Origin of the sequence: Mesorhizobium sp. B2-8-3 (assembly GCF_006440815.1) — a bacterium.
GTDB lineage: Bacteria > Pseudomonadota > Alphaproteobacteria > Rhizobiales > Rhizobiaceae > Mesorhizobium.
In genome coordinates, this window is the sequence record NZ_VFTW01000047.1 from 1 (window position 1) to 15497 (window position 15497).

17 protein-coding genes are annotated in these 15497 nt (G+C 63.3%); 10 read left to right on the plus strand and 7 right to left on the minus strand.

Translation table 11 applies throughout. The features are described from left to right. The first annotated feature begins 163 nt into the window (after positions 1–163). Genes FJ418_RS31480 through FJ418_RS31485 form a run of 3 tightly spaced genes read left to right on the plus strand, consistent with a single transcriptional unit; the run spans position 164 to position 1289 of the window. The gene (locus tag FJ418_RS31480; protein ID WP_140872158.1) at positions 164–667 is read left to right on the plus strand and encodes a hypothetical protein; all 504 of its coding nucleotides are present in this window, start codon (positions 164–166) and stop codon (positions 665–667) included. Beyond that, on the plus strand, positions 642–809 hold the full coding sequence (locus FJ418_RS32145; RefSeq protein WP_181167166.1) for a hypothetical protein: 168 nt from the start codon (positions 642–644) through the stop codon (positions 807–809). The genes FJ418_RS31480 and FJ418_RS32145 overlap by 26 nt, the downstream gene beginning before the upstream one ends. Then, positions 810–1289, plus strand: coding sequence for a hypothetical protein (locus FJ418_RS31485; protein WP_140872160.1), 480 nt, complete (start codon positions 810–812; stop codon positions 1287–1289). Positions 1290–1364: 75 nt separating this feature from the next. On the opposite strand, the gene FJ418_RS31490 is transcribed toward FJ418_RS31485, so the two are convergent. Continuing rightward, the gene (locus FJ418_RS31490) at positions 1365–1586 is read right to left on the minus strand and encodes a hypothetical protein (RefSeq protein ID WP_140853924.1); all 222 of its coding nucleotides are present in this window, start codon (positions 1584–1586) and stop codon (positions 1365–1367) included. Between the two features lie 144 nt (positions 1587–1730). Here FJ418_RS31490 and FJ418_RS31495 point away from each other — a divergent pair, with 144 nt between their 5' ends. Continuing rightward, positions 1731–2201: a nucleoside deaminase gene (locus FJ418_RS31495; protein ID WP_140872162.1), complete on the plus strand. Its 471-nt coding sequence runs from the start codon at positions 1731–1733 to the stop codon at positions 2199–2201. 13 nt (positions 2202–2214) lie between these two features. Here the strand turns inward: FJ418_RS31495 and cueR are convergent, their stop codons facing one another. After that, positions 2215–2604 (minus strand): Cu(I)-responsive transcriptional regulator, encoded by a 390-nt coding sequence (cueR, locus tag FJ418_RS31500; protein WP_140650341.1) that lies wholly within the window; start codon positions 2602–2604, stop codon positions 2215–2217. 225 nt (positions 2605–2829) lie between these two features. Between cueR and FJ418_RS31505 the strand changes: the two genes are divergently transcribed. Continuing rightward, a complete protein-coding gene (locus FJ418_RS31505) occupies positions 2830–3447 on the plus strand; it encodes a L,D-transpeptidase (RefSeq protein WP_140650338.1) in 618 nt (205 codons plus the stop codon). Between the two features lie 158 nt (positions 3448–3605). On the opposite strand, the gene FJ418_RS31510 is transcribed toward FJ418_RS31505, so the two are convergent. From FJ418_RS31510 to trpS, 3 genes are all read right to left on the minus strand, one after another. Beyond that, positions 3606–4175: a NifU family protein gene (locus FJ418_RS31510; protein ID WP_140650336.1), complete on the minus strand. Its 570-nt coding sequence runs from the start codon at positions 4173–4175 to the stop codon at positions 3606–3608. Positions 4176–4373: 198 nt separating this feature from the next. Beyond that, on the minus strand, positions 4374–4865 hold the full coding sequence (locus FJ418_RS31515) for a universal stress protein (RefSeq protein WP_140647347.1): 492 nt from the start codon (positions 4863–4865) through the stop codon (positions 4374–4376). Between the two features lie 102 nt (positions 4866–4967). Then, positions 4968–6035, minus strand: a complete 1068-nt coding sequence (gene trpS, locus FJ418_RS31520) for a tryptophan--tRNA ligase (RefSeq protein ID WP_140853928.1) — start codon at positions 6033–6035, stop codon at positions 4968–4970. Between the two features lie 234 nt (positions 6036–6269). Between trpS and FJ418_RS31525 the strand changes: the two genes are divergently transcribed. Together FJ418_RS31525 and FJ418_RS31530 are read left to right on the plus strand one after the other, a co-directional pair. After that, positions 6270–6515 (plus strand): type II toxin-antitoxin system VapB family antitoxin, encoded by a 246-nt coding sequence (locus tag FJ418_RS31525; protein WP_095766111.1) that lies wholly within the window; start codon positions 6270–6272, stop codon positions 6513–6515. Next, complete coding sequence (locus tag FJ418_RS31530; RefSeq protein ID WP_140650330.1) at positions 6515–6919, plus strand: type II toxin-antitoxin system VapC family toxin; 405 nt, start codon at positions 6515–6517, stop codon at positions 6917–6919. The genes FJ418_RS31525 and FJ418_RS31530 overlap by 1 nt, the downstream gene beginning before the upstream one ends. On the opposite strand, the gene murJ is transcribed toward FJ418_RS31530, so the two are convergent. Both murJ and FJ418_RS31540 read right to left on the minus strand, forming a co-directional pair. Further along, positions 6894–8501: a murein biosynthesis integral membrane protein MurJ gene (murJ, locus tag FJ418_RS31535; protein ID WP_140872164.1), complete on the minus strand. Its 1608-nt coding sequence runs from the start codon at positions 8499–8501 to the stop codon at positions 6894–6896. The genes FJ418_RS31530 and murJ overlap by 26 nt on opposite strands. A 40-nt stretch (positions 8502–8541) precedes the next feature. Continuing rightward, a complete protein-coding gene (locus tag FJ418_RS31540) occupies positions 8542–11343 on the minus strand; it encodes a [protein-PII] uridylyltransferase (protein ID WP_140872166.1) in 2802 nt (933 codons plus the stop codon). A gap of 186 nt (positions 11344–11529) precedes the next feature. Between FJ418_RS31540 and FJ418_RS31545 the strand changes: the two genes are divergently transcribed. The 3 genes from FJ418_RS31545 to FJ418_RS31555 all read left to right on the plus strand — a co-directional run bounded on the left by FJ418_RS31545 (position 11530) and on the right by FJ418_RS31555 (position 15424). Then, complete coding sequence (locus tag FJ418_RS31545; RefSeq protein WP_140872168.1) at positions 11530–14028, plus strand: heavy metal translocating P-type ATPase; 2499 nt, start codon at positions 11530–11532, stop codon at positions 14026–14028. A gap of 41 nt (positions 14029–14069) precedes the next feature. Continuing rightward, on the plus strand, positions 14070–14459 hold the full coding sequence (locus FJ418_RS31550) for a DUF305 domain-containing protein (protein ID WP_140650320.1): 390 nt from the start codon (positions 14070–14072) through the stop codon (positions 14457–14459). Between the two features lie 104 nt (positions 14460–14563). Further along, positions 14564–15424 carry an aldo/keto reductase gene (locus FJ418_RS31555; RefSeq protein WP_140872170.1) on the plus strand — a complete coding sequence of 287 codons (861 nt, stop codon included), beginning with the start codon at positions 14564–14566 and terminating at the stop codon, positions 15422–15424. Positions 15425–15497 lie beyond the last annotated feature (73 nt).

The following is a 15497-nucleotide window of genomic DNA, read 5'->3' on the forward strand; positions in this document are numbered from 1 at the left end:
GCCACGGCCTAACTGCGTGTGCAATCCGCCTCAAACCGGTGGATTGCGGCAAAACCGGCCGAAAGAGCCGGTACAATGACCCTCGGGTGAGCCGATTTTCGCATCAACCCAGCGGGAAAGGGCCTAACCGCTCTGGTTTTTCCGCAGCCTGCTAAAGCACATAGTGCAGGGCGTTGTAATCGAGAGCGCGAAGGAATACACGCCGCAGCCGGGTGACGCGGACCATGAGCGTAAAAGCGATGTGCCTTGGATCAGGCGCTACGCCGCTGCCGGTGGAAAGATCATTGTATCTGGCGATACCAAGATGACGACCGTTCCGCACGAACGGCTGGCCTTAGTCCAAGAGGGAATGGTCGTCGTGTTCTTCGCCCCTAAGTGGGGCAACTGGCCTTTCTGTCGGAAGGCCGCTCTCTTGCTACATTGGTGGCCGGCTATCCTCAAACACGTGAGGAAGGCTAAACCCGGTTTCTTTGTAGTGCCATGTGCATGGCCAGACGACGATAAGAAGGCAAAGCTTCGCGAGATTTCGACAGACGACGCGAAGCTGGTTAAGATGCAGCAGCAGATTGCAGAGACGCAGCCGAAGAGAGATGCGCGCAGATTGAAGCGAGAGGCGCCCGACCAAATAGGTATGAAATTCGATGAAACCCAAGAAGAAGCAAGCTGATCAATCTGCAGAGTTCATCCGCGTTGCGCGCGAGCATGGCGCGGACGACGAGAAATCTGCCGCCGACACTCTAATGGGTAAGCTGGCGCGAACACCGCCAGCCCCGAAGCACAAGCCGAAAGAGAAGGCGGGCAAGCGCTAGATGCTCGTCACGAGGTTTAATTGCATAGTGACGGCGATGGCTGCTTGTCTTCCTACGGCCGCAGCGAGTGGTTCCGAAGCCGCGCCCGCCCAGCTCGTAGAGACCTATATCAACCTCTCGGTCGAAAATCCCGAGCAGGCCAAGACGCTCCTGGTGCCGGATGCAACCGCCATCATATTTGACTACGGTTCGCCTTTGGCAGAGCTTTTCCCAGAATTCGTTAAACTTCTTCCCGGGTCGGATTGTTCAAAGCCGCTCATTCAAACTGAGGGAAAAGCCGCACACGCCACCGGCGTTAATGCAGACGCTGTCATTGTCAGAGTTGAATGGCAGTGCACCAAGCCAACGGAGTTCGTGCTAACGTCAAACGTGTTGCGCTTCGTCGTTGCCCAGCAAAAAATAGCAGCGGTAGCATTTGAAGACCCGCCCGGCTATCCGCCCAGGTTGAACAGTGGGAACGCCAATCCAAACGGTCGCTAGCCGCGATCCTTAAGCGTGAGCCGAGTCCCTCTGTTTGTAAAGTACATAATCGCCTTTCTATGGGCTTCGCTGCACTTATTGCGAGTCGCCCGCCCGGAATTCATCCGCCAGAAGCCTGGCCAGGTGGTCGCGGCTCAGGCTCAATGTCTCTTTCAGGAACCACAGGAAGTTGCGCGGGCCGTCGGTCGGCAAGCCGCTTTCCTCGGCCTGGGTGATAACCGCGCGCTGGCGCTCGATCCGCTGTTCAATCTCGCGGATATGCTGCTCGACCCGTTCGATGTCTTCCTGCATGCCCATGGCCCAGCAATCTCATTGTGCGGTTGTCAAAATAGCACCAAACCGGAAATGGTCGGAGTTCAAAGCCAAGCGGGAGGCTCAAGAGAAGTTTAGTTCTTGCTAATCAAATCCCCTGGCAGCAATCTCACCGTGGAGGAATTCCCCATGACCCGCGATCAGATGCTCGCCCACCTCCGGTCCGCTGACGCCGTCGCGCGCGAGGCGGCGGCGCATGGCCATCATCCGTTCGGTTGCGTGCTTGTCGGGCCGGACGATCGTGTTTTGATGCAGCAGGGCAATCTCGACACGGTGCGCCATGCCGAGACGGAGCTCGCCCGCCGCGCCGCGGCGGCCTATGAGCCGGAGTTCCTGTGGCAATGCACGCTGGTCTCGACCGGCGAACCCTGCGCGATGTGCGCCGGCACGATGTATTGGGCGAGTATCGGGCGGCTGGTCTACGGCTTCGAGGAGACCGATCTCCTGGCGCTCACCGGCGATCACGCGGAGAATCCGACGATGAACCTCGCCTCGCGCACCGTATTCGCCGCCGGCCAGAAGAAGATCGAGGTCTTCGGCCCGTTCCCCGAAATCGCGGACGAACTGCTCGCATCGCACCGCCATTTCTGGAAGCGCTGACAGGCCTCGGACCTCAGGCTGCTCCCGCCATGTCGTCCAGGATCGGGCAGTCCGGCCGGTCATCGCCATGGCAGGCGTGGATCAGTGTCTGCAGCGTCGAGCGCATCGACTGCAATTCGCGCAGCTTCTCCTCGATCGCCCTGACATGGGCGGCGGCGATCTCGCGCACGTCGTGGCTGGCGCGGCCGCGGTCCTGATAGAGCGCCATCAGCTGCCTGCAATCGTCGATTGAGAAGCCGAGATTGCGCGCACGGCGCAGGAAGGCGAGCCGGTGGATATCGTCGCCGGAGTAATCGCGATAGCCGTTCTCGGCCCGCGCCGGACGGATCAGGCCGATCTCCTCATAGTAGCGGATGGTCTTGGCCGGCAGGCCGGAACGCTCGGCGGCATCACCGACATTCATGACGCTCTCCTCGAACCCAGGCGGCTCTATGAGCCGCCTCATTGATTTTGTTTCACAATCCTGTGAGGCCTGTTGCGGAAATGCCGCAGTTCGGCACTTACCCGCGTGCAAGGTCTTGCATATAGGCAGTGCGCGCTTGGCAAGCAAAAGAAATGCCAGCATGAATGATGACAACAAAGCGGCCGACTCGTGCCGCTGGCATCCAGGCGGGCATCGGACCTTTTCATGCGCTTGAAGTCATTTGCAATCCTTGCCGCTCTTGCGCTGTCGACCGCGATCAGCGGGTGCAGCACCATCGGTGGGCAAATGTTCACCAACAACTATGGCGCGATGACCGATGCCGGCTATCAGCTGCCGCGCATCCCGATCGAGAAGGTCCCCGCCAGGTACCACCGCCAGGAAGTGCGGTACGACTCCCCGGAGAAGCCGGGCACCATCATCGTCGATACGCAGAACAAGTTCCTCTATTTCATCGAGGGCGACGGCATGGCGATGCGCTACGGCATCGGCGTCGGCCGCGAGGGTTTTGAATGGCACGGCACCGCCCATATCGCGCTGAAGCGCGAATGGCCGACCTGGACGCCGCCCTCGCAGATGATCAAGCGCCAGCCCGAGCTCGCCAAATTCGCCGGCGGCATGGAGCCGGGCCTGAAGAACCCGCTCGGCGCGCGCGCCATGTATCTCTTCAACAAGGGCGGCGACATGGGCTACCGCCTGCATGGCAGCCCGGAATGGTTCTCGATCGGCAAGGCGATGTCGTCGGGCTGCATCCGGCTGATGAACCAGGACATTATCGACCTCTACGACCGCACGTCGGTCGGCGCCAAGGTCATCGTGATGTGATCACGAAGGCCGAGGCCAAAAGCTTTCGCAAGCGGACCGTCTAGGCAACAACAAGACGTCCAAAAACAGAAAACCGGGCTGTTGGGGCCCGGTTTTTTGTTTTTGCGTCTTGGATCGGATTTCGCGTCGCCGCCCTGCGCGGCCGGCGAAGTGGATTCTCAGGCGACCTGCTCGACCTGCTGGACTTCCGGAACAAAGTGGCGAAGCAGGTTCTGGATGCCGTGCTTCAGCGTTGCCGTCGACGACGGGCAGCCGGCGCAGGCGCCCTTCATGTGCAGGAACACGGTGCCGTTCTCGAAGCCGCGGAAGGTGATGTCGCCGCCGTCCTGGGCAACGGCCGGGCGCACGCGCGTGTCGAGCAGTTCCTTGATGGTCAGCACCAACTCTTCGTCGGCCTTGTCGTAGAACTCGCCGGTCTCGCCGGCTTGGCTCGCCGGAGCGGTCGTGGCCATGACCGGCGCACCGGACATGAAATGCTCCATGATGGCACCGAGGATCGCCGGCTTCAGGTGCTGCCAGTCCGGACCGTCCTTGGTCACGGTGATGAAATCATAGCCGAAGAAGACGCCGGTGACGCCCGGGATCTCGAACAGACGGCCGGCCAGCGGCGAGGCCTCCGCCGCGGCTTCGGCGTTGCGGAAATCGGCTGTGCCTTCGCCCAGCACTTCCTTGCCCGGCAGGAATTTCAGCGTCGCCGGGTTCGGCGTCGATTCGGTCTGGATGAACATGGGTATCTCCAGGCCCTTCCCGGGCCGATAGTTTGGAATAATTCTAAATAGGCTCTATCGGCTGGACATTCAAGCGAAACGCGTCGCCCGAACGGCTGGCTGGCGGAATGTTTTTTCGGGCCCCGCATCCACTTTGAGATGTGTTGAGATTCAGGTCAGGCCGTTCGCAGACCGGCCTCACCTGAATACCAGCACACCTCAGGCCAGGCTGTCGATCTCCTCGTCGGACAGATTCTGCGGCACCACCGTGACTGGAATGGGGAAGGCCGCTCCCCGGCCGGCAACCGCGCTGACCAGTGGTCCAGGGCCTTCCTTGCCGGCGCCGGCTGCCAGCACCAGGATGGCGATGTCCTGGTCTTCCTCGATCAGCTTGTGGATTTCTTCCGTGGGCTTGCCCTCGCGCACGACCAGCTCCGGTTCGATGCCGAGCTTCTGGCGCACCTTGTTCGCATAGCCGTCGAGCGCCGCGCGCGCCGTCGCATTCGCTTCCTCGCGCATGATCTTCTCGACCCCCAGCCAATGCTGAAAATCGTCCGGCACAATGACATAGAGCAGCACCAGCACGCCGCTGGTGCTTTGCGCCCGCTTCGAGGCATAGGCGACTGCGCGCTCGCATTCCGGCGTATCGTCGATGATCGTCAGGAATTTCCTGCGATGGCCGGCTTCGCGGCTGAGGCGTTTGGAGACCATGTCTATCTGCTCGGTATGGTTCGGCCGCAATCTGCCACTGCGGCCGACCGGCGGCAAGCCGCCGGCTGGCGCGGCAATGGTCCTATGGGACCAACTCGTCGGTCAGTCCTGCAACAGGCCGATAATGTCACGCACCGTCTTCATCGTGCCCTCGGCGATGGCGCGGGCGCGGTCGCCGCCGTCCTTGAGCACGGTGTCGACATAGGCGCGGTCGCCCTCGATGCGGCGCATCTCGGAAGCGATCGGCGCCAGCTTCTCCACGGCAAGGTCGGCCAGAGCCGGCTTGAACACGGAGAATTGCTGACCGCCATATTCCTTCAGCACGTCTTCCTTCGAGATCTCGGCGAGACCGGCATAGATGCCGACGAGGTTTTCGGCCTCGGGCCGGCTTTCCAACCCCTCGATCTCGCTCGGCAAGGCCTCCGGGTCGGTCTTGGCCTTGCGGATCTTCTTCGAGATGGTGTCGGCATCGTCGGTCAAATTGATGCGCGAGAGATCCGACGGATCCGACTTCGACATCTTCTTCGAGCCGTCGCGCAGGCTCATGATGCGCGCCGCCGGACCACCGATCACCGGCTCGGTGATCGGGAAGTAACCGTTCACCGTCTCTTCGCCGACCTGCATTTCGACGCCGACGCCGAGCGCGGCGATCTTCTCGGAGAAGTCGTTGTTGAATTTCTGCGCGATGTCGCGGGTAAGCTCCAGATGCTGCTTCTGGTCCTCGCCAACCGGCACATGGGTGGCGCGATAGAGCAGGATGTCGGCAGCCATCAGGCTCGGATAGGCGAGCAGGCCGAGCGAGGCGTTCTCGCGGTCCTTGCCGGCCTTGTCCTTGAACTGCGTCATCCGGTACATCCAGCCGATGCGCGCCACGCAGTTGAAGATCCAGGCGAGCTCGGCGTGCTGCATGACCCGCGACTGGTTGAAGACGATGTGCTTCTTCGGGTCGATGCCGGAGGCCAGGAACGCCGCGGTGATCGACCGCGTCTGGTCGCCCAGGTCCTGATGCACCAGCTGCGCCGTCAGCGAATGCAGGTCGACGACGCAGTAGATGCAGTCGGACTGTTCCTGGAGAGCGACGAATTTCTTGATGGCGCCGAGATAGTTGCCGAGATGCAGGTTGCCGGTCGGCTGGACGCCCGAAAAGACGAGTGGCTTGAAGGCGGACATGAATTCCTCATGGCTTGTGGAGGGCCGTATAAGCATGATTCCAAAAAGTTGCAGACGTTTTGGAGCCAATCACACGGCTGGAAACCGCGCGCGGCGAAAGTCTTGCGACGGCGCGCTTATGGACGAAGCCGGCCGCGCGATCAAGAGGCGCGGACCGAGCTGGCATGGCTCATCGGTACGTTGACATTGCCACGCATAAGCTACATCTTTCTAACTACATAAAGGAATGTAGCGATGACTATCAACATCAACAACAAGGAAGCCGACAGGCTGACGCGCGCTTTCGCCAAAGCTGAAGGGGTAGGCATCACCGAGGCAATCGTGATTGCCATGCGCGAGGCCCTGGAGCGGCGGCGCAATCGCGAGACGCCACTGGAAACGGCGGCGCGACTGCGAGCCGAGTTTGGAATCAAGCTTAGCGAACAAGCGCGCAAACCGTTGCCGCAGTCCGTTTATGATGAACTTTCCGGCGACGACTGATGTTTGTCGACGCAGCAGCCATCGTCGCGATCCTGAGCAACGAGACGGAAGCCGAGCGATGCGCGCAGGCCGTCATGGAGGCATCGGCACCGTTCACGTCGGCGATAGCCGTTTGGGAGGCCGCGATGGCGCTCGCGCGACCAGAAAAGCTGGCGATTCCGGTCGCAAGAAGCGCGGAGATTGTAGCTCGCTTTCTAGAAGAGCGGGCAATTGCCTTGCGCGAGCTTCCGCCTGCGCCCGAGGCAACATCCCTATCCATCGAGGCCGCTTCGCGGTTTCGCAACAATGCTGTCCGCCTAAACATGGCGGACTGCTTCCACTACGCTTGCGCGCGATACTACGCCGTTCCGATGCTTTCCACGGCCAATGAATTCCGGCTCACGGATCTGGAGACTGTTCCCTGACGGGTGGTGGCGCCTTGGGTGAACGACGTTTCACATTGCGCCGGACCATGCCGAAATCGGCGCCGCCGGTGCCGAAGGCGGCGATGAAGTAGAGCGCGGCGCCCCCGGCGACAAGGCCAAGCACCGTCGTCGCCTTCACCACGAGCGGCGAGCCAGGTCCAATCTGTATGGCAAAGTGGCGCTCCGCGAAGTAAAGCGCCACGGCCATGATTACGGCGGAGAGCACCAGCCGGGGAATGCGTCTCAAGAGCGGCACGTCGCGGCCCCAATGGCCGCGCCTGATCAGCATGCCGAGCAGCATCAGCGCGTTGACCCAGCCGGCGACGGCCGAGGCCACCGCGATGCCAGGCGCGCCCATCGACGGGAACAGGGTCAATGCCGTGGCGACATTCACGCCGACCGAGATGGCGGCAAAAATCATCGGCGTCCGGGTGTCCTCGCGCGCGAAATAGCCGGGCGTGAACGCCTTGATCAAAACGAAGGCGGGCAGGCCGAGGCCGAAGATCGCCAGGATCGAGGCGACGATCGGCGTCGAGTGGTTGGCGGCGAAGGCGCCGCGCTCATAAACCAGCCGCACGATCGGTTCCGACATCACCCAGAGCGCGGCTGCCGCCGGCAAGGTCATGAACAAGGTGAACTCGACCGAGCGGTTCTGCAGATTGGCGGCCTCGATCAGATTGCCCGATTTCAGCGCCCGCGACAGTTCCGGCAACAGCACGATGGCGACGGCCACGCCAACGACGCCGAGCGGCAGCTGGTAGATGCGATCTGCATAGGCGAGCGACGACACCGCGCTGTTCTGCGCCGAGGCGATCGCCGTGCCGATCAGCTGGTTGATCTGGGTGATGCCGCCGGTGATCGCCGCCGGCAGCGCCAGGATCAGCAACCTCTTGACGTTGGGCGTCATCTTCGGCCAGCGGAAGCCGATCGAGATGCCGGCATTGCGCACCGCTATCCAGACGATGGCAAGCTGCACGATGCCTGCGGCCAGCACGCCCCAGGACAAGCCGAAACCGACATCATGCGCGTCCAGCCCGTGATACCAGGCATAGGCGAGCACGCCGATCAGGATGATGTTGAGGAAGGCGGGCGCGATCGCCGCCGCGAAATAGCGGCGCAGCGAGTTCAGCATGCCGGCCATCATGGCGCCGAGCGACATGCAGATCAGGTACGGGAACATGATCGTCGCAAGCCGGACGGTCGTCTCGAACTTGCCTGGAATGCCGGCAAAGCCCGGCGCCACCAGGTAGCGCACGATCAGCGGCATCGCCAGTTCCATCGCGATTGTCAGTGCCAAAAGCGCCGAAAACAGCACACCGAACACTTCCTCCGAAAAGCGCTTGGCGCCTTCGGTGCCATGCTGCTCGATCTCCTTGGCGAACAGCGGCACGAAAGCGGCGTTGAAGGCGCCCTCGGCAAACAGCCGGCGGAAGGTGTTGGGGAACTGGAAGGCGGCGTTGAAGGCGTCGGCGACCGGTCCGGTGCCGAGTGCCGCCGCCATCAGCATCTCACGGCCGAAACCCAGCGCGCGGCTCATCAGCGTGCCGGAAGCGACGGTGGCGAATTTCTTGACTAGGCTCATGCTGGGGACGACTGCCAGAAAAATTGCGTCAAATGGATGGTCACTCGGCCGCTGCCTTGGCCTTGCCGTTGCGTTCGGACGAATTGCCTTCGAGCGTATCGATCAGCCGCTTGTGGATGGTGGCGGTGCGCGTCGGGCTGTCGATCTTCAGTCCGGTCAGGTCGGTGACGTAAAACGTGTCGATGACCTTCTCGCCGAAGGTGGTGATATGCGCCGAGGCGATGTCGAGCGACAGGTCCGACAGCGTCCCGGTGATCTCGGACAGCAGGCCCGGCCGATCCAGCCCCTCGACCTCGACCACCGAAAAGCGGTTCGACAGCGTGTTTCGGATCTCGGCGCGGGGCGGAATCCTGAAAGCCTTGGCGCCGCGCTTCGGCTTGGTGCGCTTCTCGATCATCTCGGGCAGCCAGCTCTTGCCGGACAGCACGTCCTCGATCAGCCGGCCGACCCGCTCGGCGCGCCGGCGCTCGTCCTCGTCGAGGTCGAATTCCCTCGAGATCAGGATCGAGTCCAGCGCCCGCCCGTCCGAGGTGGTGAAGATCTGCGCGTCGACGATGTTGCCGCCGGCCGCGGCGCATGCCCCGGCGATGATCGAAAGCAGGCGCGGATGGTCCGGCGCCAGCACGGTGATCTCGGTCACCGCTTCGAACTCATGCGTCTTGACCATGGTGGCGAGCTTCTTGCCTGCCGCATCCGCCTCGCGGACGAACTCGGCGTGTCGCAACTGGTCGGGCAGATCGACGGTGAGCAGATAGTTCTCGTAGTGCAGGGCGACGTAGCGTTTGCGCTCCTTCGCCGGCCATGCCGCCAGCGCCTCGGCCAGCCGCTCGCGCGCCGCCGTCGTGCGCTCGGCGCGCGACACCTCGGAAAAGCCGCCGGTCAAAAGCAGCTCCGTCTCGAAATAGAGTGTGCGAAGCAGCTGGCCTTTCCAACCATTCCACACGCCCGGCCCGACGCCCCTGATGTCGCAGACGGTGAGGATCAAAAGCAGCTTCAGCCGCTCGACCGACTGCACGATGGAGGCGAAATCCTCGATCGTCTTGCGGTCGTTGAGGTCGCGCGTCTGCGCCGTCATCGACATCACGAGATGGTTCTCGACCAGCCAGGCGACGGTCTCGGTGTCGGCCGCCGACAATCCCATATGCGGACAGATGCGCCGCGCGATCCTGGCCCCGGCTTCCGAATGGTCCTCCGGCCGGCCCTTGGCGATGTCGTGCAAAAGCACGGCGACATAGAGCGCCTCGCGGCTCTTCTTCAGTCCCGGCATCAGCGTATGCGACAGCGGATGCACCTTCGCGCCGTCGCCGCGCTCGATCTCGGCCAGCACGCCGATGCAGCGGATCAGATGCTCGTCCACCGTATAGTGGTGGTACATCGAGAACTGCATCATGGCGACGATCTTGCCGAAGTCCGGGATAAGCTTGGCGAGCAGCCCGGCCTCGTTCATGCGCCTGAGATTGAGCTCGGCATTGCGGTCCGACGTCAGTATGTCGAGGAACAGCCGGTTGGCTTCCTCGTCGCGCCGGAGCGACTTGTTGACGAGCCCGAGCGAGCGGGTGAGCAGCTTCAGCGCGTCGGGGTGGAACTCCAGCCCGTGCTTGTCGGCGAACCAGAACAGCCTGAGCAGGTTGACCGGATCGCGCTCGAACACGCTGTCGTCGGCGATGTTGATGCGGTGGTTGTCGACGATGAAGTCGGAGGTGCCGGCAAGCTTGCGCTTGCGCCGCGAGAAGGTGAGGAAGATGCGGTTGAAGCCCGGCACGTGCTTGGCCTGCTCTTCCTCGAGCGCCGCGCAGAAGATGCGGGTGAGGTCGCCGACATCCTTGGCGACGAGGAAATAGTGCTTCATGAAGCGCTCGACCGCCGACAGGCCGGGATGCGTCGTATAGCCCAGACGCTCGGCGATCTCGCGCTGGATGTCGAAATGCAGCCGCTCCTCCGCCTTGCCGGTGAGGAAATGCATGTGGCAGCGCACCGCCCACAGGAAATCCTCGGCCTTTTGGAATTCGCGATATTCGGTCTCGGTGAAGACGCCCTTCTCGACCAGCTCCTCGCCGGTGCGCACGCGATAGAAATATTTGCCGATCCAAAACAGCGTCTGCAGGTCGCGCAGGCCGCCCTTGCCGTCCTTGACATTGGGTTCGACAAGGTAGCGGCTTTCGCCGGCCTTGGCGTGGCGCTCGTCGCGCTCGGCAAGCTTGGCCTGCACATACTCCGGCCCGGTGGTGCGCACCACTTCGTGGTCGAAGCGGGTGAGCAGCTCTTCATAAAGCTTCTGTTCGCCCCACAGAAAGCGCGCCTCGAGGATCGAGGTGCGGATGGTGATGTCGCTGCGCGAGAGCCTGAGGCACTCGTCGATGTTGCGGGTGGCGTGGCCGACCTTCAGCCCCATGTCCCACAGCATGTAGAGCATGTATTCGACGATCTGCTCGCCCCATGGGGTCTGCTTGTAGGGCAGCAGGAAAAGCAGGTCTATGTCGGAGCCCGGCGCCAGCGTGCCGCGGCCGTAGCCGCCGACGGCAACGACCGCCATGCGCTCGGCCGCGGACCGGTTCTTGACCCGGTAGACATGGGTGGCGGCGAAATCATAGAGCGCCCGGATCAGTTCATCCATCAGATGCGAGAGCCGCTCGGCGCAGGCATTGCCGCCGCCATCCTGCTTGAGCATGGCTTCGGCGATCTTTCGCCCTTCCGCCATCCTGGCCTTGAGCAGCTGGAGGACGGCCGTGCGAACAGCCGGTCCTGAACCGTCGCCGGCGCTCGCCGCCGTCAGCGCGGTCAAGTCGCGGCGCAAGGCGTCGCCATCGATGATTTCGTCGAGTTTGAGGGAGATCTTTGCCATTCGGCGGCGTCTATAGCCTGTTTTCGCGGCGCTGTGTATGGGGCCGGCCGCCGCGTTTTCAGCGGTGAGCAATAGGCAGGATACGCGGCTGCAAGACCAAAGCCGCAAAAATCCAAACCGGCCCTTGACCTTCCAGTTACTGGAAGCACTACCTCCGCCTCAAGTTCGAGATTCAGAGGCCTGGCCATGACCCATTCCGACCATCACCACCATCATGCGCATGGCGGCGGCTGCTGCTCCGCGAAGGATGCCGCGCCCGGCGCCGAAGCGGTGATTCGCGATCCTGTCTGCGGCATGACGGTCGACCCGGCGGCCGGCAAGCCGACGGCCGAGCATGGCGGCCGGACGTTTCATTTCTGCAGCGAACGCTGCCGCGCGAAATTCCAGGCCGAGCCGGAAGCATATCTTTCCGCCACCGACCCCGTCTGCGGCATGAATGTCGACCGCGCGAGCGCGAAGCACTTCGTTCGCCACGAAGGGCAGGGCTTCTATTTCTGCTCCGCCGGCTGCAAGGGCAAGTTCGAAGCCGAGCCGGCAAAATACCTCGCCGGCCGGCCCGAGCCTCAGCCGATGCCGAAGGGCACGCAGTATACCTGCCCGATGCATCCCGAGATCGTCCGCGACAAGCCCGGCTCCTGCCCGATCTGCGGCATGGCGCTGGAGCCGATGGGCGTGCCGACCGGCGAGGAAGGCCCGAATCCCGAGCTCGTCGACTTCACCCGCCGGTTCTGGGTCAGCGCGGCGCTCTCCGTGCCCCTCCTGACCATCGCCATGGCGCCGATGCTGGGCTTCGAAAACCTCGTCGACGGCCGCGCCAAGACCTGGGTCGAGCTGGCGCTGGCGAGCCCGGTGGTGCTGTGGGCGGCGTTTCCGTTCTTCCATCGCGGTTGGGAATCGATCCTGAACCGCAGCCCCAATATGTGGACACTGATTTCGCTGGGAGTCGGCGCGGCCTATCTCTTCAGCCTGGTCGCTACGCTGTTCCCGGATGTCTTCCCGCATCAGTTCCGCGGCCATGACGGCGCCGTGCCGGTCTATTTCGAGGCCGCCGCCGTGATCGTCGCGCTGGTCTTTCTGGGGCAGGTGCTGGAACTTAGGGCCCGCGAGCGCACCGGCTCGGCCATCCGCGCGCTGCTCGACCTCGCGCCGAAGACCGCGCGGCTGATCGGCGCCGACGGCTCCGAGAAGGACGTGCCGCTCGACAGCGTCAAGGCCGGAGACAAGCTGCGCATCCGCCCCGGCGACGCCGTGCCGGTCGACGGCACGGTGCTGGAGGGACGCTCGGCTATCGACGAATCGATGATCACGGGCGAAGCGCTGCCGGTCGAAAAAACGGAAGGCGACACGCTCACCGGCGGCACCCTGAACAAGAACGGTTCGCTGGTCATGCGCGCCGAGAAAGTCGGCGCCGAGACCACGCTGTCGCGCATTGTCGAGCTGGTCGCCAAGGCGCAGCGCTCGCGCGCGCCGATCCAGGGTCTCGCCGACCGCGTGTCCTTCTATTTCGTCCCGGCCGTCGTGCTGGTGGCGGTCCTTGCCTTCATCGCTTGGGCGATCCTCGGTCCCGAACCGAGCTTGATCTTCGCCATCGTCTCGGCGGTGTCGGTGCTGATCATCGCCTGTCCCTGCGCGCTCGGCCTTGCGACACCGATGTCGATCATGACCGCGACCGGGCGCGGCGCGCATGCCGGCGTGCTGATCAAGGAAGCGGCGGCGTTGGAGCGGTTTGCCTCGGTCGATACGCTGATCGTCGACAAGACCGGCACGCTGACCGAGGGCAAGCCGCGGCTTACCGATGTCGTCGCGGCCGACGGCATCGATGAGAACGAGCTGCTGGGCCTCGCCGCCGCGCTCGAAAAGGGCTCCGAGCATCCGCTGGCCGAGGCGATCGTCGAGGGCGCCGCCGTGCGCGGTCTGAAGCTGGCCGACGCGGTCGATTTCGAAGCCATCACCGGCAAGGGCGTTTCGGGCACGGTTTCGGGCAGGAAGGTCGCGCTCGGCAATGCGGCGATGATGGCGGACCTCGGCGTCGGAACTTCGGCGGCCAATACCGAAGCGATGCAGGCCGAAGGCAAGACGGCCATGTTCGTGGCCGTCGCCGGCAGGTTCGCCGGCATCGTCGCTGTCGCCGATCCCGTAAAGGCAACCACAGCCGAGGCGATCAAGGCCCTGCATGACAAGGGCCTGCGCATCATCATGGCCACTGGCGACAACGAGCGCACGGCAAAAGCGATCGCCGGCAGGCTCGGCATTGATGATATCCGCGCCGGCCTGTTGCCGGACGGCAAGAGCGCGCTGGTGGAAGAGCTGCGCGGTAAAGGCGCTGTCGTCGCCATGGCCGGTGACGGCGTCAACGATGCGCCGGCGCTGGCCGGCGCCGATGTCGGTATCGCCATGGGCACCGGCGCCGATGTCGCGGTCGAAAGCGCCGGCATCACGCTGGTCAAGGGCGACCTCAACGGCATTGTGAGGGCCCGCACGCTGGCTCAGGCGACGATCGGCAATATCCGCCAGAACCTGTTTTTCGCCTTCCTCTACAACGTGCTTGGCGTGCCGGTCGCGGCCGGCGTCCTTTATCCGCTCACCGGCACGCTGCTGTCGCCGATGCTCGCGGCGGCGGCGATGAGCCTGTCGTCGGTGTCGGTCATCGCCAATGCCTTGCGGCTGAGAACATTGAAACTGTGAGCAAAGCCCCCAGATACGCTATCCAACAGAAGGAGACCTGAATGACCTTGGCCAAGAAAATCGTGCTGCTGCTGATGGCCGCTGGAATGCTGCTTGCCGTCTTCCTCGAGAGCGTGCCGGCTTCGTCGGAAGAGATGAAGCATGACATGTCCAAGATGGCGATGGGTGCCCAGAGCCCGGCCACCGTCGGCTACGAGGCGGCGATGAAGAAGATGCACAAGGACATGATGATCAAATACACCGGCAATGCCGATGTCGATTTCGTCCGCGGCATGATCCCGCATCATCAGGGCGCCATCGACATGGCCAAGGTCGTGATCGCCAACGGCAAGGATCCGGAAATCCGCAAGCTCGCCGAAGGCGTCGTCACGGCGCAGGAAGCCGAGATCAAGGAGATGCAGGACTGGCTCGCCAAGCATCCGGCGAAGTAGCCGCTGCGGGAATCCGGGCAGCCAGGTATCCAGGCGGCCACGAGCCTTCGGTCTGGATTTCCGGCCACGGCTGTGCTGCGATCCGGCTTCACGCGGAGAAAGCCATGCCCCCGTCAATCAACCGCTCGTCGATCAGAACCCTGAAGCTGCCGTCCGGCGAAGCCGTTCCGGTGCTCGGCCAAGGCACATGGAAAATGGGCGAGGATCGACGGCGCCGCGCCGATGAGGTGGCGGCGTTGAAGCTTGGGCTCGACCTCGGCATCACGCTGATCGACACCGCCGAAATGTATGCCAGCGGCGGCGCCGAGGAAGTGGTGGCTGAGGCCATCGTCGGGCGCCGCGACGAGACCTTCCTGGTCTCCAAGGTGCTGCCCTCCAACGCCTCGCGCGCCGGCGTGAAGCGCGCCTGCGAGAACAGCCTGAAGCGGCTCGCCACCGACCGCATCGATCTCTATCTGTTGCATTGGCCGGGCAGCGTGCCGCTTTCGGAAACCGTGGAGGCGTTCGAGGCGCTGAAAACGGAAGGCAAGATCCGCCACTGGGGCGTCAGCAATTTCGACACCGACGAGATGGAGGAACTGGTCGGCTTTGACCATGGCGGCGACGTCCAGACCAATCAGGTGCTCTACAATCTGTCGCGGCGCGGCCCCGAATTCGATCTGGCCCCCTGGTGCGCGGAGCGCGGCATACCGCTGATGGCCTATTCGCCGGTCGAGCAGGGCGCGCTGGCTCACAATACCCGGCTGGAAATCGTCGCTGCCCGCCACAACGCCACCGCCGCGCAGATCGCGCTTGCCTGGGTGATGATGCAGGACGGCGTCATCGCCATCCCGAAGGCCGGTCGCCAGGAGCACGTGCGCCAGAACGCCGCCGCGCTTGACATCAAGCTGACGCCGCAGGATTTCGCCGATCTCGACCGCGCCTTCCCGCCGCCGACGCGTAAGCGTGGGCTGGAAATGATCTAGGCCGTAGTGACGATTTAAGGAATTGGGATTCCCACGGGCCGGCAAATCAGATTCAACGCTGATTTTTGGGGAT

Excerpts from the sequence above, each read along its gene's own strand:
- FJ418_RS32145 (WP_181167166.1), top strand. The coding sequence starts at position 642 with ATGAAACCCAAGAAGAAGCAAGCTGATCAATCTGCAGAGTTCATCCGC.
- FJ418_RS31485 (WP_140872160.1), top strand. The coding sequence starts at position 810 with ATGCTCGTCACGAGGTTTAATTGCATAGTGACGGCGATGGCTGCTTGT.
- FJ418_RS31490 (WP_140853924.1), bottom strand. The coding sequence starts at position 1,586 with ATGGGCATGCAGGAAGACATCGAACGGGTCGAGCAGCATATCCGCGAG.
- FJ418_RS31495 (WP_140872162.1), top strand. The coding sequence starts at position 1,731 with ATGACCCGCGATCAGATGCTCGCCCACCTCCGGTCCGCTGACGCCGTC.
- cueR (WP_140650341.1), bottom strand. The coding sequence starts at position 2,604 with ATGAATGTCGGTGATGCCGCCGAGCGTTCCGGCCTGCCGGCCAAGACC.
- FJ418_RS31505 (WP_140650338.1), top strand. The coding sequence starts at position 2,830 with ATGCGCTTGAAGTCATTTGCAATCCTTGCCGCTCTTGCGCTGTCGACC.
- FJ418_RS31510 (WP_140650336.1), bottom strand. The coding sequence starts at position 4,175 with ATGTTCATCCAGACCGAATCGACGCCGAACCCGGCGACGCTGAAATTC.
- FJ418_RS31515 (WP_140647347.1), bottom strand. The coding sequence starts at position 4,865 with ATGGTCTCCAAACGCCTCAGCCGCGAAGCCGGCCATCGCAGGAAATTC.
- trpS (WP_140853928.1), bottom strand. The coding sequence starts at position 6,035 with ATGTCCGCCTTCAAGCCACTCGTCTTTTCGGGCGTCCAGCCGACCGGC.
- FJ418_RS31525 (WP_095766111.1), top strand. The coding sequence starts at position 6,270 with ATGACTATCAACATCAACAACAAGGAAGCCGACAGGCTGACGCGCGCT.
- FJ418_RS31530 (WP_140650330.1), top strand. The coding sequence starts at position 6,515 with ATGTTTGTCGACGCAGCAGCCATCGTCGCGATCCTGAGCAACGAGACG.
- murJ (WP_140872164.1), bottom strand. The coding sequence starts at position 8,501 with ATGAGCCTAGTCAAGAAATTCGCCACCGTCGCTTCCGGCACGCTGATG.
- FJ418_RS31540 (WP_140872166.1), bottom strand. The coding sequence starts at position 11,343 with ATGGCAAAGATCTCCCTCAAACTCGACGAAATCATCGATGGCGACGCC.
- FJ418_RS31545 (WP_140872168.1), top strand. The coding sequence starts at position 11,530 with ATGACCCATTCCGACCATCACCACCATCATGCGCATGGCGGCGGCTGC.
- FJ418_RS31550 (WP_140650320.1), top strand. The coding sequence starts at position 14,070 with ATGACCTTGGCCAAGAAAATCGTGCTGCTGCTGATGGCCGCTGGAATG.
- FJ418_RS31555 (WP_140872170.1), top strand. The coding sequence starts at position 14,564 with ATGCCCCCGTCAATCAACCGCTCGTCGATCAGAACCCTGAAGCTGCCG.